The sequence below is a fragment of the uncultured Aggregatibacter sp. genome (genome assembly GCF_901873365.1).
Taxonomy (GTDB): Bacteria; Pseudomonadota; Gammaproteobacteria; order Enterobacterales; family Pasteurellaceae; genus Aggregatibacter.
This window is the reverse complement of record NZ_CABFLM010000060.1, coordinates 57,962-75,205: the sequence shown is the minus strand read 5'-3', so window position 1 is coordinate 75,205 and position 17,244 is coordinate 57,962. Positions and strand designations below refer to the sequence as shown.

Genomic DNA, 17,244 nt, shown 5'->3' with positions numbered 1-17,244 from the left:
TATTTAAATGCCGTTTAAAATCAGTCAATTTACTTTTACGGGAGAAAAAAATGCGAGAAAGTCCTCAAATCGCGAACGTTGATCTAGTAAAACAAATGAATAGTGCGGTGGTGTATAAGCTCATCGATCAGCAAGGTCCGATTTCCCGTATTCAAATCTCTGAAATAAGCCAACTTGCCCCGGCAAGTGTGACTAAAATCACCCGTCATTTACTTGCTCGCGGTTTAATTAAAGAAGTAGAACAACAAGAATCGACCGGTGGGCGTCGTGCCACCTCGATTGTGGCGGAACATAAACATTTTCATTCTATTTTAGTGGGCATTGGGCGGGAACATTTAACCTTAGCCATTATGGATTTGTCCGCCAAATTAGTGAATAAATCCGTCTTTACGCTTGAGAATTACCCAACGCCACAAGCATTTGAACAGTTTTTATTTCAACGCTTGGATGAATTTATTCAAGAAAACCAAAAACGTGGCAGTGAATTTATTGCGATTGGTATCACGGTTCCCGGCTTTGTGGATACGAAAAGCAACATGATTGAACAGGTTCCGCACTTTGACTTAAGCGCGCCTTGGGACTTGGCAAATCACGTTGCCGAACGTTTTAATTTTCCTACCTATATTGGGCATGATGTGCGTAGTTTAGCTCTTGCGGAGCACTATTTTGGTGTCACCAAAGATTGTTACGATTCGTTGCTATTGCGTATTCATCGTGGTGTTGGTGCAGGAATTGTGATTAACCATGAACTCTTTTCCGGCTATAAAAAGAATGTAGGCGAAATTGGGCATATTCAGGTGGATCCGTTAGGAAAACGTTGTATGTGTGGCAATGTGGGCTGTTTGGAAACGGTGGTCAGCAATTCGGCAATTGAAAATAAAATGTCGGAGTTATTGGAAGACGGTTACCAAAGTAAATGGCTTTCTTTGGAGGCTCATGACATTGAGGCAATTTGCAAAGCCAGCAATAAGCAAGATGCGGTAGCCACAGAACTCATCGAACACGTTGGTACGCAAATCGGGCGAGTGTTGGCAATGAGTGTGAATATGTTTAATCCGGAAAAAATCGTGATTTCCGGTGAAATTACGCAGGCGAAAAACGTCTTATTTGCCGCCATTCGTCGTACTTTGGAAAGCCATGCCTTACCGGCGTTTGTCCAAAACACGCCATTAGTCGCATCAGAGCTTAGCAATGAAGATGTGATAGGGGCTTTCGCCTTAGTGAAACGTGCGTTGTTTGACGGCAGTTTATTGCGCCGTTTAATTGAAGAATAAGAGCATCCATTCCAACAGCACAAACGCGTAATATGTGTTACCTGTTGAGAATCACATTCCCTGTATCAGTTGGATTCTCCGGCTTGTCAAAAACAGAGAGTAAAATGACCGCACTTTTGTGCGTGAACTCACGGCATCTCTTCGCATGAGATGCCGTGATAACAAGCTTATTTCAAACCGGCTTGTTCAATTAATTTGTTCGCGTTTTCTTTATCTTGCGCCGTTGTCGCACTCACTTCAGGTGCTTCTAATTTTGCGTAAGGTTCCATATTAAACGGCGAAACAACATCGGTGCGTAATGGATATTCCGCACGAACAGCCACAAGGGCTTCTTGACCTTTTTTGCTGGCTAAGAAATCCACGAATTTTTTCGCTTCTTCTTTATTTTTTGAACCTTTTAACACCGCTGCGCCAGAGTAAGTCACTAATGCGCCCGGATCTTGATGGCGAATGAAGTACAAACGAGAATTTAGTTTATCTTCGCCTTTTTCTTTTGCCAACGCATACCAATAATAGTTGTTAATTAACGCTGCCGGCACTTCACCATTTTCAACAGCTTGCAACGCCACGCTATTTTTCGCGTAAAGTTTGCCGTTTTCTTTCAAGCCTTTTAGCCAGTTTAACGCCGCTTGTTCGCCTTTTAATTTGGTGATAGCAATGACTTGTTCTAAGAACGCACCGGAAGTCGGCACATAACCAATCTTATCTTTCCATTTTGGGGTAGCGTAATCTAACACGGATTTTTCCATGTCTTTTTCAGAAAGTTTATTCTTATCATAAACCACCACGCGAGAACGACCACTTAAGGCAATCCAGTCTTTTTTCGGTGCAACCGGCACGCCTTTATATTGGGTTTGTTTAATGATGTCGGCAGAGAGGGGTTCAAGTAGATCTGCGTCGGATAATCCAACAAAGGAGGCGACTTGTTCGGTATAGAATACATCAGCCGGGGTTTTGTCTCCTTCTTCTTTTAACTGGCCGGCAAGCTGTTCGCTTTTAGCACTGTTTAAAATGACTTTAATACCGGTTTCTTTGGTAAAGGCTTCGGTGACCGCTTTAGCTGCTTCTTTGTGTTGACCGTTATAAACCGTGATATCGGCTGCTGCAATGCCGGAGAAGGCAATTGCCGCAGCGAGGGTGGCAAGTTGGAAATGACGAATCTTCATAAAAAACTCCTTTTATAATTTCAGATAAATGATAGGTTCTGCGCAATGTTAAATTGTGCATGAACGAGACCATTCTAGAAGATTGAAAATAAAATGCAAATAGTTCTCAATTATTAATCAAAACAACGATTATGCTTGTAAAGCACGTACCGCCTCCATCACGTCTTGTGGAGAAAGATCAATCAGACTTTGATGATAACCTTCCGCACTATCCATGCTTTTACGTACTTTAAGCAAGCCGCCTTCTATTTTCCGCAGAATAATGGCTTTGTCGGAAAGCGGTGGCGTATAGGTCGGACTGGTCGGACCGTAAAGGGCAACCAGCGGGCGTGAGGTTGCCGCCGCAATATGCATTAATCCGCTGTCATTACTCACAATCACGGCGCAATGAGCAATCAGATCGACCGCTTGATCCAAGCTGGTCTGTCCGGCTAAATTCACACAGAACGGCTGTAACGTCTTCGGCAATGTATTGCGAATCTGCTCGCCTACGTCCACATCTTTTGCCGAACCAAATAACATAATGGCATAGCCCTGTTCAATTAACATTTCAGCTAGTTTTGCATAGTGATAATGCGGCCAACGTTTTGCCGGGCCAAATTCCGCGCCGGGACAAAATCCAATCAACGGGCGCGTGCCTAAAAGTGCGGTTTGTTTTTCAAATTGTTTTAAGGTGGCGGCTTGCTGTTGTGGATTTACCGTTAATTTCGGGGCTAAGACCGGTATTTCGGTTGCAGAGGGAACCGCATTGCGTTCAAACGCAAGCGCAACATAACGTTGCACCATCATGGGATAACGTTGTTTATGATGACGTAAATCATTGAGCAGAAAATAACGGGATTCGCCTTTCCATCCGCGACGATGCTTAATCTTTGCAAACAGCGGAATCAGCGCAGACTTTAATGAATTGGGTAAAACAATCGCCATATCATAACGCTGGCGTAAGGCTTTGCCTAAACGATAACGTTCACATAACGCAAACTTACCGTGTCCCAACGGCATTTCGATTGCTTGGCGAACTTCCGGCATACGCGCCAGCAACGGTTTACACCAATTCGGCGCCATGACATCAATGTGGCATTGAGGGTATTGAAGACATAATTGTTGATACAAACTGTGCGACATCACCATGTCGCCCACCCAAGACGGGCCGATAATCAGGATATTCATATAATAAAGATAAATGTCAAATTAATCGTAAAGTGCGGTGGATTTTAACGGTGTTTTTCTTCCCGTTTCACATCATCCCACAACCTATCCATTTCCTCTAATGAAGCTTCCGCCAACGTCCGATTTTGCACACCAAGCTTGGCCTCAACACAGCGGAAACGCTGCTCAAATTTCTGATTGGCTTTACGCAAACTTTCTTCTGCCGAGCATTTCAAGTGTCGGCTGAGGTTCACCGTGGCAAAAAAGAGATCACCGATTTCTTCTTCAATTTTTGCCGGATCTTGTGGAGAACGTGCGATTTCTTGTTTGACTTCCTGCAATTCTTCTTCCACTTTAGCAAAAACAGGGGAAACGTCCGCCCAATCGAACCCGACTTTGCTACAACGTTTTTGTAATTTTTCTGCACGCATCAAGGCAGGAAATGCGTGCGGAATATTATCCAATAAGGACGTATGCCCTTGATGTTGATGTTCCAAGGCTTTCATCGCATTCCAATTTTGTAAGGCTTCTTCTTCGTTGTTGGCTTGTGTGTTACCGAAAACATGAGGATGGCGTCGTACGATTTTTTCCGCCACAGCTTGCACAACCTCATCAAAAGTAAAGTGATGATCTTCTGTTGCCAATTGACTAAGAAAGACCACTTGCAATAACAAGTCACCCAGTTCTTCTTTTAGATTTTCTGTATTATGTTGCTCAATGGCTTCAATCACTTCGTAAGTTTCTTCTTTGAGGCAAGCAATCATTGAGGTGTAATTTTGTTTAATATCCCACGGACAACCGTTCACCGGCTCCCGTAGTCGAGCGATTAATTGTACAAAATCATGAATGGAATAACGCATAGCGGCTCACTTTTCATTAAATAGCGAATTTATTTTAGGTTCAACCGATTCAATCAGCTGTTACCTGCATTGAGAGAAACCATCATATCACGGTGCGACAATGGGCGTGATAAAATTTGTGATTTGTAAATCCAGGTGCTTTTATCAACATCACGCCGAATACGACTCAGTCAAACAGCCCCTCACAGAGAGAGATTTTCATCCTCAGCTAAAATTATTCTCATTTTATTATTATCGGAGAGTTTGTTAGAATGCCGCATTATTTTGATCTGCCTTAATTGAGAGTAGTAAATGAATCACATTTCACCTGAAGCAGCGAAAGTGCGTGAGGCGCTGCGTCAGAAAGGAATCGAAACCCCCATGATTGTGTTGGACGAAAGCAAAGATGAACGTCGCACACACATTGAACAACATATGCGTGAAGTGTTGCGTTTAATCGGTTTGGATTTACGTGACGACAGCATTGAAGAAACCCCTGCCCGCCTTGCCAAAATGTTCGTTGATGAAATTTTCAGTGGTTTGGATTATGCCAACTTTCCGAAAATCACCAATATCGCCAATCGTATGAAAGTCAGCGAAATGGTGTTAGTCAATGATGTGACGTTAACCAGCACCTGTGAGCATCATTTCGTGACCATCGATGGCATGGTGTCCGTGGCGTATTACCCGAAAAAATGGGTCATCGGGTTATCAAAAATTAATCGTGTTGTGGCATTTTTTGCTCAACGCCCGCAAGTACAGGAACGCTTAACGGAGCAAATTTTATTGGCATTTCAAACGATTTTAGAAACGGACGATGTGGCCGTCTATGTCAAAGCAACGCATTTTTGTGTGAAATGTCGCGGCATTAAAGATGCCAACAGCTATACGGTGACATCGGCTTTCGGCGGCGTGTTCTTAGAAGATCGTGAAACGCGTAAAGAATTTTTGAGTTTAATTAATAAGTAATCCCATCAAATGATCCCAAAAGAATGCTTTTATGGCATTCTTTTTTTTAGATCTCATGGCTAAAAGTGCGGTCAATTTTTTTCGTAAAAAAGAACAGAAAAAGTCACCGCACTTTACTGCACCTCACTGACCGAAAGACATTATCGCTCCTGACAACAGTTTCATGGTGCGTAAAAATTGTTAATAATGTGTGAAATGTCACAGAATTCTCTTCCATTTTCATTATAATAAAACGAACTTGTTCCAACGCATTTATTCAAAAGAGGATATTTTTATGGATGAACAACTAAAAAAAGCAGCATTAGATTTCCACGAATTCCCAATTCCGGGAAAAATTGAAGTGACGCCCACCAAATCGCTTGCGACTCAACGCGACTTAGCCTTGGCTTATTCCCCCGGTGTTGCGGCACCTTGTTTGGCCATTCAAGCAGATCCGGCAGATTCTTATAAATATACTTCTCGTGGCAACTTGGTGGCGGTGATTTCAAACGGTACGGCAGTGCTTGGTTTAGGCAATATCGGGGCGTTAGCAGGAAAACCGGTGATGGAAGGGAAAGGTGTGTTGTTTAAAAAATTCGCCGGCGTCAACGTCTTCGACATTGAAGTGAATGAACACGACCCAGATAAGCTCATCGATATTATTGCGTCTCTTGAACCCACCTTCGGCGGCATTAACTTGGAAGACATTAAAGCACCGGAATGTTTTTACATTGAACGCAAATTACGTGAAAGAATGAAAATTCCTGTCTTCCACGATGACCAACACGGCACCGCGATTATTTCTGCCGCAGCGGTGTTAAACGGCTTACGCATTGTCGATAAAAAAATCGAAAACGTGAAACTGGTTGCCTCCGGTGCCGGTGCCGCATCGATTGCGTGCTTGAACTTATTGGTTTCCCTCGGTATGAAACGAGAAAATATCACCGTGTGCGACTCCAAAGGCGTGATCTATAAAAACCGCGATGATCGTATGGACGAAACCAAAAAACTGTATGCGATCGACGATAACGGCAAACGTACCTTAGCGGAAGTCATTCCGAATGCGGATATTTTCTTAGGTTGTTCTGCTGCCGGTACGTTAACGCAAGAAATGGTTAAAACCATGGCGGCACATCCGTTGATTTTGGCACTCGCCAACCCTGAACCGGAAATTCTGCCACCATTGGCAAAAGAAGCCCGTCCGGATGCTATTGTATGTACCGGTCGTTCCGACTATCCGAACCAAGTTAACAACGTACTTTGCTTCCCGTTCATTTTCCGTGGTGCATTGGATGTCAGCGCCACCACCATTAACGAAGAAATGAAACTTGCCGCGGTGCGTGCCATTGCCGACTTGGCATTAGCCGAACAAAGCGATGTGGTGACATCTGCTTATGGTGACAGCGAACTCACGTTTGGCCCGGAATACATTATTCCAAAACCCTTTGATCCGCGTTTAATCGTGCGTATCGCGCCAGCCGTAGCAAAAGCCGCGATGGATTCCGGTGTCGCAACCCGCCCAATTAAAGATTTTGATGCGTACATCGAGCAACTCACCCAGTTTGTTTATAAAACCAACCTGTTTATGAAACCGGTATTTGCGCAAGCGAAACAAGACAAGAAACGTGTGTTATTAACCGACGGTGAAGAAACCCGAATTTTACATGCTGTGCAAGAAATCTCGACCTTAGGCATCGCTTATCCGATTTTACTCGGTCGCCCAAGCGTCATTGAACAACGCATTAAAAAACTCGGGTTACATATTCAGGCGGGACGTGATTTTGAGTTAATTAACATCGAAAATGACGCACGTTATCAAGAATGTTGCAAAACTTACTATGACATGCTCAAACGTGCAGGCGTCACACCGGATATTGCTAAACGGGAAATGTTTAACAACCCAACGGCTATCGGTGCCGTGTTGTTACATTTAGGTCATGCCGACGCCATGTTGTGTGGTTTAGTAGGACATTATGCCGACCATTTAAAAAACCTCAAAAACGTCATTGGTTTGCAAGAAGGGGTACATACGGCGGCGACCGTTAACGGCTTAGTGCTACCGGCAGGCAACTTATTCCTTGCCGATACCTTCGTGAACAACGATCCGACAGCGGAAGAATTGGCAGAAATTACGCTCATGACAGCGAAAGAAGTCAGCCTGTTTGGTATCGAACCGCAAATTGCCTTAATTTCACATTCCAATTACGGTAGCAATAACACCCCAAGTGCGGTCAAAATGCGTAACGTTTTACGTTTAGTGAAAGAAAGAGCGCCGGAACTCTCCATTGACGGCGAAATGCACTGTGACGTTGCCTTATCACAACAGCTCCGTGATGACGTGATGCCGGACAGCCCACTCAAAGGTGCGGCAAACGTGCTAGTGATGCCAAATATGGAAGCTGCGCGTATCAGCTTAAATCTATTACAAGGCACGGCAACACCGACAACCGTTGGACCAATCTTAATGGGTTTGAAAAAATCAGCGCATATTTTAACCTCAGTCGCGTCTGTTCGCCGTATTATTAATATGGTGGCAATCGCTGCGGTAAAAGCGCAATAAAGCATACAAATTATGCCTAATAACAATCCGCACGTAAAACGTGCGGTTTTTAGGCTCCCCTATAAGGGCCTATACTTCACAAGCCCCTCAAGGAGCTTGTGAAAACTGACAACCGTGTCTAATGACTTCCTTGACTACCCCTTAAAGGGGTCAATATGTTCTTTCGTTGATAAATTATCTTGAACCATGTCTTCTTTTTCTTGATTCCTTATATACTCCTCCACAACTTTTGTATTTAAGCTCACTGTGCTGACAAAAAATCCTTTCACTCGGAAATGTCTATTTTCATATCTCTATTTTAGTGAATTGTAGCGTGCAACTTGTTGCACGAAATCCTGAATGCCCGAAAGGGTTAAATAACGTTCCGTGCGTGATTCTAAAAATAAAGAAGAAGCGAAAAAATTCGTAGATTTCTTAGCCAGCAAAAAAGGTCAAGAAGCCCTTGTTGCTGCCCGCGCAGAATATCCATTGCGTCCTGACGTAGTTTCTCCATTCAACATGGAGCCTTACGCGAAATTAGAAGCCCCTGAAGTCTCTGCGCCAACTGCGCAAGACAAAGAAAAGGCCAACAAATTAATTGAACAGGCCGGATTAAAATAATCGCATCGCCACGGTATTTCTTAAAGTGAAATACCGTGGATACGGTTAAAAATATAAAAAGCCACCTGAAAGTGCGGTCGTTTTTCAACGCGTTTTTCGGGTGGTTTTTTTGTTGTGAGCGAAATAGCTAAACAAGAAAAAGTTTCCAATAAAATGGAAACTTTTTTGATTTCGTTATAGGGTTCCTAGCATAAAATGAAACTTTCTTATGGAAAAACCTCATTTTCGTCAATGACATATGTATAAGTAAAGCAGAATGCCAATGAAAAAAATATTAGATACAATCTTTTAACATATTGAAAATAAAGACATTTATTCAAATATATAATCATCATAGATTAATTTGATGATAATACTTTTGAAAGAATACGGTGTTTTAGTTTGAAAGGATTTGTTATGAAGATCTTTACTTAGGATGGCTTTTATACCACCATTTTTGATATAATTATAGTAACCTTTTGAATTTAATAGAGATAATTTTGTGCCAAATCTAGCATATAAAACACAGGAAAATTATATACTTCCTTTGTCTTTGCCATATGAAGACTGGCGAAGTAAGCCTTTTTCAATACCTCACGCACATATTCGTTTAGCAACCGTTTTCAGTGGCATTGGCGCCATTGAACAGGCAATGAAACGTCTTGGTTTAAGTCATGAAATTATATTTGCAGGAGACATTGACTCACATGTCAAAAAAAGTTATTTAGCAAATTACAACTTACCTGAAGAGCGCTGGCATTCCGATATTACAAAATTTGATGCAAGACCTTATCGTGGGCAGGTAGATTTACTTGTTGGAGGAAGTCCATGCCAAGCTTTTTCAATGGTAGGAAAACGACATGGTTTAGAAGATACTAGAGGTACTCTATTTTATGATTTCGCTCGAGTAGTCAATGAAACACGACCAAAGCTCTTCATTTATGAAAATGTAAAGGGGTTACTAAATCACGACAATGGAAAAACCTGGCAAGTTGTAAAAGATGTCTTACATAGCCTTGGGTATGATTTATATTTTCAAGTAATGAATAGCAAAAATTATGGTATTCCACAGCATAGAGAACGTATTTTTGTTGTTGGTTTTAAAAATAAGCTTAAAGAAAAATTTGTATTTCCTTATGAAATTCCATTAGAGCACTCTATGCAGGATTTTCTTGAAGACTATACTGACAGCAAATATTTTCTCAAGGAAAAAGGAATTAAATTTGTAACAAGTTCAAAAAACCGTCAAAAACGTTATACTCAAATAAACGGTGATATTATGCTATGTCAGAAGGCAAATCAACAATTCAACTGGCATGGGGATTTTGTTTTTCAATTAGCTGCTAATTCTAATCAATTTGATGAGTTTGTTTTTAATGTAAATGATGTTGAAGAGAAATACTATTTATCAGATAAGGTGCGTAATTATGTATTAGCAGAAGGTACGAAGAATTTTAAAACAAGCACAGAAACAGATCTTGCTATTGCTAGACCATTATTGCAAACAATGCATAAAATGCACCGAGCTGGAGTTGATAATTACGTTACACATAATCAGGGCCGAATTAGAAAATTAACTCCTAGAGAATGTTTACGTCTAATGGGGTTTAGGGATGATTTTAAAATTGTAGTAAGTGATACTCAAGCTTATCGACAAGCAGGAAATAGTATTGTTGTTGATGTTTTAATTGCGTTATTAAAACAAATTGATATTACCAAATATGGAGTGTAATTATGTTAATTAATGGAATACATTATTCTTTGATAGATACCAAGGAAAAGATTACTATTGCAGATTCATTTGTAGTTAGATCTAATAAAATAGGTTCAGGTAACGGAGAAGCTAAGCTATATATTGGTAATGAAAATGAAGAGAATAGAGATTTTTTTGGTTCCAAAGGTTTCATTAATCAATGTTTCTTATTAAAGCAAGATCTGATTAAATATTTAGATGAGACTAGGGAGGAATATTTATCTCCCGAACAACCTTATAATAATTCTGAAAAGTTGCCTATTTTATGGGCTGAACGACGGGCAAGGTTAGATTATTTACCTGAAATTATTTGGTTTAATATAAAAGAACAAACACAAATTGAAGGCCCTCGTTTATACGTTAAATTTGATAATCAACAATCAAAGTTAGGGTATGATCTCATTCGAGAACTTTCTCTGCCAAATATAACTTACATATCTATTTTGAAATTAGTTGATGCTAAAAATCCTAATCAACCAATTTTCTATGTCCGACTATTCGCAGATTATTTTGGGAATATAATTCATCCAGCAATTCTTGAACAAGAAGAAGAAGGTATTCTCAAAGAAGCAAATACTCCTGAACGTAAAGAAAAATTAAGAGCGAGACAAGGACAAGGAGAGTATAGACGAAAACTATTAGAACAATGTCCATTCTGCCCTGTTACCTTAATTTCAGATGACCGTCTGTTAATAGCAAGCCATATAAAGCCATGGGCAAAATCAAACGACTTTGAAAAAACAGATCCGTACAATGGATTTATGTTTACACCAACAATAGACTACTTATTTGACCGAGGTTTTATTACTTTTACTCATAAAAAAGAAATGTTACTTTCCCCATTTTTATCTAAAATGACTTACTCAAAATTAGGGTTGAGCGATAATAAAAAATATTCAATGTTAAATATTGAGGGGCGAGCAGAATATTTGGAATATCACAGAAAAGAGATTTGGAAAGGATACTAAAAATAAAAAGGACAAGCCCTTGAACCGTAATCCTCCGTTTTGGCTAACTACCTTGATTATTCTTATCAGTTTGCCGTTGATTTTGCCGTTTCTCTATGTGGTAGTTAGAGCTGTTGATGTGGGTTGGGTGCGCAGTATTGAATTGCTTTGGCGACCACGTATGTGGGAGCTGTTGAGCAACACGTTATTGTTGATGGTGTGTGTGACGACCTTTTCCATCATCCTCGGCACGGTTTGCGCCTTTTTGTTGGAACGCTATCGCTTTTGGGGTAAGCCCTTTTTCCAGGTGGCGATGACATTGCCGCTTTGTATTCCCGCGTTCGTCAGTTGTTTCACCTGGATTAGTCTCACTTTTAGCGTCGAGGGCTTTTGGGGCACGATTGGCATTATGACTTTAAGCTATTTTCCGCTTGCCTATTTGCCTGTTGCCGCCACGTTAAAACGGCTGGATCGGTCATTGGAGGAAGTCAGTCTTTCTCTCGGCAAAAGCCGTCGCGATACCTTTTGGCACGCCATTTTTCCTCAATTAAAACCTGCCATCGGTAGCAGTGTTTTACTCATCGTGTTACATACATTGGTAGAATTCGGTGCCGTGTCTATTTTGAATTATCAAACCTTCACAACCGCCATTTTCCAAGAGTATGAAATGGCCTTTAACAATAACAATCCGCACGTAAAACGTGCGGTTTTTAGGCTCCCCTATAAGGGCCTATACTTCACAAGCCCCTCAAGGGGCTTATGAAAACTGACAACCGTGTCTAATTACTTCCTTGACTACCACTTAAAGGGGTCAATATGTTCTTTCATTGATAAATTATCTTGAACCATGTCTTCTTTTTCTTGATTCCTTGTATAGTCCTCCACAACTTTTGTATTTAAGCTCACTGTGCTGACAAAAAATCCTTTCGCTCGGAAATGTCTATTTTCATATCTCTATTTTAGTGAATTGTAGCGTGCAACTTGTTGCACGAAATCGTGAATGCCCAAAAGGGTTAAATAACGTTCCGTGCGTGATTCGGTCGTGCATCAAGATGCACGCTACGAGGGGTAAATAATCCTCCTATATGTTGAATTTTGGTTGTCAGCCTTATTCATTATATAGCGAGGATTTTTTATGTTCATCGCTTAAGCTATTTGGTTCCATACGCATAGCGTATGGTTTTTATAGCCAGACTTTGGCTGGCTATAATAAAAAAGAAGATGGTTTCCAAACCATCTTCTTTTTTTAGTCTGATTCATAAATATCTACGTCTGAATAAATGAAGTTTTACCCTTGAGTTACGCAGATAATTTCAATGAAATCTATTTTTTCATTTCAAATTCAATCAACATAATCAAAATATGAATCACTTTAATATGCACTTCTTGAATCCGATCGGCATAACCAAAATGTGGCACGCGAACTTCCACATCGGCTAAGCCCGCCATTTTTCCGCCATCTTTGCCTGTTAGCACAATCACCTTCATGCCTTTTTCTTTGGCAACCTGAATGGCATTTAAAATATTCACGGAATTGCCCGAAGTCGAAAGTGCAAATAACACATCGCCTTGTTGACCGACTGCCTCAATATAACGGGAAAACACATATTCATAACCAAAATCGTTACCTACACAACTTAAGTGGCTGACATCCGAAATGGCAATGGCAGGATACCCCGGGCGATTTGCGCGGTAACGTCCGGTGAGTTCTTCAGCAAAATGCATAGCATCACAATGAGAACCGCCGTTACCACAAGAAATTACCTTTCCGCCCTGTTTAAAGCGATCGGCAATTAACAATGCCGCCTGTTGCACCGCCTGAATATTTTTTTCATCTGATAAAAACGCATTTAATACGATTGCGGCCTCATCTAATTCAGCTTTAATTTGGTCAAAATACATCCCGTCCTCCTGATATAAAAAAATTAACGAATTGTAATCAAATTTAGCCTATTGCTCAATAATAACCTCCTTTTTAGGGTTCAATGTAGCCGTCTATGATTTGCTTTCCGAAGTGGGCATTTGTCGTTATAATGAAAAAATTGATCTTAAATTTTCACAGGCAATATCATGCAATTAATTCGTGGGCGCTCTAATGTATCGCAATGTTTGTCGAGTTGTGTTCTGACCATCGGCAATTTTGACGGGGTACATTTAGGCCATCAGGCGATTTTGCGCCACTTACGCCAAAAAGCCAACGAACTGAATTTGCCGATGGCGGTGATGTTATTTGAACCGCAACCAAGAGAGTATTTTCTCGGTGACAAAGCCCCCGCTCGCCTTATGCGTTTACGCGATAAATTGTATTATCTTAAACAAGCCGGTGTGGATGTGGTTATCATCGCAAAATTCGACCGCACTTTTGCCAATTTGCCCGCGCAACAATTTATTGAAGATTGGCTGGTGCGCAAATTAAATGTGAAATTTTTAAGCATTGGTGATGATTTTAAATTCGGTGTCAAGCGCCAAGGTAATTTTGCACTGTTGCAGCAAGCCGGCGAACAGTTTGGTTTTACTGTTGAAGACAGCCGTAGCTTTTGCTTAGATGAGTTGCGAATCAGTAGTACAGCGATTCGCGAAGCGTTAGCCAATGATGATTTAACGTTAGCGGAAAAATTACTTGGGCGTCCTTATCGTATTTTAGGCCGCGTGATTCATGGCAATCAGCTTGGTCGCACCATCGGCTTTCCTACCGCGAATATTCGCTTGCATCGTCAGGTGAATCCGGTCAAAGGCGTGTATGCCGTCAAAGTGCGGTTAAAATCCGGCGCGTTTTTTAATGGGGTCGCGAATATCGGCACCCGTCCGACTATCAACGGTGTGAATCAATTATTAGAAGCGCATTTATTTGATTTTCAAGGCGATCTTTATGGCCAATGGTTGGATGTAGAACTCTGCCATAAAATCCGCAATGAAATGAAATTTCCCTCTTTTGACGATTTAAAAGCACAAATTGCGAAGGATGTAGAAACGGCAAAAAACGTTTTCAAAACTGACCGCACTTTATAGAACACAAATTTTAATTTTTACATAACACTGGAATATAAAATGACTGATTATAAAAATACCCTTAACCTCCCTGAAACGGGCTTTCCGATGCGTGGCGATTTAGCCAAGCGTGAGCCTGTGATGTTAAAAAACTGGTATGAGAAAAATCTCTATCAAAAAATTCGTGAAGCTTCAAAAGGTAAAAAATCCTTTATTTTGCATGATGGTCCTCCGTATGCGAACGGCAACATTCATATCGGTCATGCGGTGAATAAAATTCTGAAAGATATTATTGTTAAATCCAAAACCGCATTAGGTTTTGACTCACCTTATATTCCGGGTTGGGACTGCCACGGCTTGCCGATTGAATTGAAAGTAGAAGGCTTAGTGGGAAAACCAAACGAGAAAATTTCTGCGGCGGAATTCCGTCAAAAATGCCGCGAATATGCTACGGAACAAGTGGAAGGTCAGAAAAAAGACTTTATCCGTTTAGGTGTGTTGGGCGATTGGGATAACCCTTATTTGACGATGAACTTCAACACTGAAGCAAACATCATTCGTACCCTTGGTAAAGTGATTGCTAACGGCCACTTATACAAAGGATCCAAACCGGTGCACTGGTGTTTGGATTGCGGTTCTTCTTTGGCTGAAGCGGAAGTGGAATACGAAGACAAAGTTTCTCCGTCTATTTATGTGCGTTTCCCGGCGGTAAGTGCGGTTGAAATTGAAGAGAAATTTAACGCAGTTGGCAAAGGCCATGGCAAATTATCTGCGGTGATTTGGACCACCACACCTTGGACAATGCCATCTAACCGTGCGATTGCAGTAAATGCAGACTTAGAATACAACTTAGTCCAACTTGGTGATGAGCGTGTGATCTTAGCCGCTGAATTAGTGGAATCTGTGGTGAAAACCGTGGGTGTAGAACACGTTGAAATTTTAGGGGCAGTAAAAGGTCAAGCGCTTGAGTTAGCACGCTTTAACCATCCGTTCTATGATTTCACTGTGCCGGTGATTTTAGGCGATCACGTGACTACCGATGGCGGTACAGGTTTAGTACACACTGCACCGGATCATGGTTTGGACGACTTTATTGTAGGACAAAAATATAATTTACCAATGGCGGGTCTTGTATCTAATGACGGTAAATTTATTTCAACCGCTGAATTCTTCGCAGGTAAAGGCGTATTTGAAGCGAATCCATTGGTTGTTGAAAAATTGCAAGAAGTGGGCAACTTATTAAAAGTTGAGAAAATCAAACACAGCTACCCACACTGTTGGCGCCATAAAACCCCGATTATTTTCCGTGCAACACCACAATGGTTTATTGGCATGGAAACGCAAGGTTTACGCCAACAAGCCTTAGGTGAAATCAAACAAGTGCGCTGGATTCCGGATTGGGGTCAAGCGCGTATCGAAAAAATGGTGGAAAACCGCCCGGACTGGTGTATTTCCCGTCAACGTACTTGGGGCGTGCCGATGACCTTATTCGTGCACAAAGAAACCGAAGAACTTCATCCACGCACCTTAGAATTACTTGAAGAAGTGGCTAAACGCGTAGAGAAAGCCGGTATTCAAGCATGGTGGGATTTAGACGAAAAAGAATTATTAGGTGCAGATGCAGAAACCTATCGCAAAGTGCCGGATACCCTTGACGTATGGTTCGACTCAGGATCAACCTATTCTTCTGTGGTGGCGAATCGTCCTGAATTTAACGGTCAAGATATCGATATGTATTTGGAAGGTTCTGACCAACACCGTGGTTGGTTTATGTCTTCTTTAATGCTTTCAACTGCAACAGATAACAAAGCACCATATAAACAAGTATTAACCCATGGCTTCACGGTGGATGGTCAAGGCCGTAAGATGTCAAAATCTATCGGTAACATCGTGACACCACAAGAAGTGATGGATAAATTCGGTGGCGACATTTTACGTTTATGGGTAGCCTCTACTGACTATACTGGTGAAATGACCGTTTCTGATGAGATCTTAAAACGTGCAGCGGACAGCTATCGTCGTATTCGTAACACGGCACGTTTCTTGTTAGCAAACTTAAACGGTTTTGACCCACAACGTGATGCCGTTAAACCGGAAGACATGATTAGCTTGGATCGTTGGGCGGTAGCTTGTGCCTTAGATGCTCAAAAAGAAATTAAAGACGCTTATGATAACTATCAATTCCATGCCGTAGTGCAACGCTTAATGCGTTTCTGTTCTGTGGAAATGGGCTCGTTCTACCTTGATATTATCAAAGACCGTCAATACACCACCAAAGCGGACAGCCTTGCGCGTCGTAGCTGCCAAACCGCATTATGGCACATTGCAGAGGCGTTGGTACGTTGGATGGCACCAATTCTTTCCTTTACGGCGGATGAAGTTTGGGGTTACTTGCCACAAACGGCGACGACACGTGCAGAATTTGTCTTCACGGAAGAATTCTACGAAGGCTTATTCGGGTTAGGCGCGAATGAAAAATTAGACGATGCTTACTGGCAACAATTGATTAAAGTACGTTCAGAAGTAAACCGCGTATTAGAAATCGCCCGTAACGATAAAGTGATCGGTGGCGGTTTGGAAGCGGAAGTCACCGTTTACGCTAACGATGAATATCGTACCTTGTTGGAACAATTAGGCGATGAATTACGTTTCGTGTTGATTACCTCAAAAGCGGAAGTGAAAGCATTGGCAGATAAACCGGCAGATGTAGCTGATGGCGAGTTAGAGGGGATTGCAGTAAGCGTTACCCGTTCTCACGGTGAAAAATGTCCACGTTGTTGGCATTATTCTGACAAAATCGGTGTGAATCCGGAACATCCGACACTTTGCCCTCGTTGCGTAGAAAACGTTGCAGGCAATGGCGAAGTCAGACGTTTCGCTTAAGGCGCTCTTTTCTCATTGGCCGATTTACCTCGGTCAATGTGCCAGTCAAAATAAAGCAAGGATAAGTCAATAGGCTTATCCTTTTTTAGTCGCATAAAAAAGCTGAGTTCAACTTTAGTCGAACTCAGCTTGAAACATTAAAGAGCGGTGGCTTTTAC

11 protein-coding genes and 4 pseudogenes are annotated in these 17,244 nt (G+C 41.5%); 9 read left to right on the top strand and 6 right to left on the bottom strand.

All coding sequences use genetic code 11. From position 1 onward, the window contains the following. Window positions 1-50: 50 nt before the first annotated feature. Window positions 51-1,274: an ROK family protein gene (locus QZ106_RS04925; RefSeq protein ID WP_295975022.1), complete on the top strand. Its 1,224-nt coding sequence runs from the start codon at window positions 51-53 to the stop codon at window positions 1,272-1,274. A gap of 167 nt (window positions 1,275-1,441) precedes the next feature. Here the strand turns inward: QZ106_RS04925 and QZ106_RS04920 are convergent, their stop codons facing one another. The 3 genes from QZ106_RS04920 to mazG all read right to left on the bottom strand — a co-directional run bounded on the left by QZ106_RS04920 (window position 1,442) and on the right by mazG (window position 4,449). Beyond that, window positions 1,442-2,440 (bottom strand): iron ABC transporter substrate-binding protein, encoded by a 999-nt coding sequence (locus QZ106_RS04920; RefSeq protein ID WP_295975018.1) that lies wholly within the window; start codon window positions 2,438-2,440, stop codon window positions 1,442-1,444. A gap of 129 nt (window positions 2,441-2,569) precedes the next feature. Further along, on the bottom strand, window positions 2,570-3,610 hold the full coding sequence (gene waaF, locus QZ106_RS04915) for a lipopolysaccharide heptosyltransferase II (RefSeq protein ID WP_295975016.1): 1,041 nt from the start codon (window positions 3,608-3,610) through the stop codon (window positions 2,570-2,572). Between the two features lie 44 nt (window positions 3,611-3,654). After that, window positions 3,655-4,449 carry a nucleoside triphosphate pyrophosphohydrolase gene (gene mazG / locus QZ106_RS04910; RefSeq protein ID WP_295975014.1) on the bottom strand — a complete coding sequence of 265 codons (795 nt, stop codon included), beginning with the start codon at window positions 4,447-4,449 and terminating at the stop codon, window positions 3,655-3,657. 291 nt (window positions 4,450-4,740) lie between these two features. On the opposite strand from mazG, the gene folE reads away from it, so the two are divergent. Both folE and QZ106_RS04900 read left to right on the top strand, forming a co-directional pair. After that, window positions 4,741-5,397, top strand: coding sequence for a GTP cyclohydrolase I FolE (gene folE, locus QZ106_RS04905; RefSeq protein WP_295975009.1), 657 nt, complete (start codon window positions 4,741-4,743; stop codon window positions 5,395-5,397). A 274-nt stretch (window positions 5,398-5,671) separates the two neighbouring features. After that, window positions 5,672-7,936 (top strand): NADP-dependent malic enzyme, encoded by a 2,265-nt coding sequence (locus tag QZ106_RS04900; protein ID WP_295975007.1) that lies wholly within the window; start codon window positions 5,672-5,674, stop codon window positions 7,934-7,936. A 134-nt stretch (window positions 7,937-8,070) separates the two neighbouring features. Here the strand turns inward: QZ106_RS04900 and QZ106_RS04895 are convergent. After that, window positions 8,071-8,250 (bottom strand): annotated as a pseudogene (locus QZ106_RS04895) (IS200/IS605 family transposase); the annotation flags it as partial. Between the two features lie 52 nt (window positions 8,251-8,302). On the opposite strand from QZ106_RS04895, the pseudogene QZ106_RS04890 reads away from it, so the two are divergent. The 4 genes and pseudogenes from QZ106_RS04890 to QZ106_RS04875 form a co-directional block, all read left to right on the top strand. Further along, window positions 8,303-8,536: pseudogene (locus QZ106_RS04890) on the top strand (ABC transporter substrate-binding protein); the annotation flags it as partial. Window positions 8,537-9,017: 481 nt separating this feature from the next. Then, a complete protein-coding gene (locus QZ106_RS04885; RefSeq protein WP_295975005.1) occupies window positions 9,018-10,247 on the top strand; it encodes a DNA cytosine methyltransferase in 1,230 nt (409 codons plus the stop codon). A 2-nt stretch (window positions 10,248-10,249) separates the two neighbouring features. Further along, entirely contained in the window at window positions 10,250-11,236 is a 987-nt protein-coding gene (locus tag QZ106_RS04880; RefSeq protein ID WP_295975001.1) for an HNH endonuclease signature motif containing protein, read from the top strand. A 19-nt stretch (window positions 11,237-11,255) separates the two neighbouring features. Next, window positions 11,256-11,900 (top strand): annotated as a pseudogene (locus tag QZ106_RS04875) (ABC transporter permease); the annotation flags it as partial. Window positions 11,901-12,010: 110 nt separating this feature from the next. Here QZ106_RS04875 and QZ106_RS04870 read toward each other — a convergent pair. Both QZ106_RS04870 and lpcA read right to left on the bottom strand, forming a co-directional pair. Continuing rightward, window positions 12,011-12,190, bottom strand: a pseudogene (locus QZ106_RS04870) (IS200/IS605 family transposase); the annotation flags it as partial. A 348-nt stretch (window positions 12,191-12,538) separates the two neighbouring features. Then, window positions 12,539-13,117, bottom strand: coding sequence for a D-sedoheptulose 7-phosphate isomerase (gene lpcA / locus QZ106_RS04865; RefSeq protein ID WP_295974998.1), 579 nt, complete (start codon window positions 13,115-13,117; stop codon window positions 12,539-12,541). A 168-nt stretch (window positions 13,118-13,285) separates the two neighbouring features. Here lpcA and ribF point away from each other — a divergent pair, with 168 nt between their 5' ends. Both ribF and ileS read left to right on the top strand, forming a co-directional pair. Beyond that, the gene (gene ribF, locus QZ106_RS04860; RefSeq protein WP_295974996.1) at window positions 13,286-14,224 is read left to right on the top strand and encodes a bifunctional riboflavin kinase/FAD synthetase; all 939 of its coding nucleotides are present in this window, start codon (window positions 13,286-13,288) and stop codon (window positions 14,222-14,224) included. A 39-nt stretch (window positions 14,225-14,263) separates the two neighbouring features. After that, window positions 14,264-17,086, top strand: coding sequence for an isoleucine--tRNA ligase (ileS, locus tag QZ106_RS04855; RefSeq protein WP_295974994.1), 2,823 nt, complete (start codon window positions 14,264-14,266; stop codon window positions 17,084-17,086). Window positions 17,087-17,244: the final 158 nt, after the last annotated feature.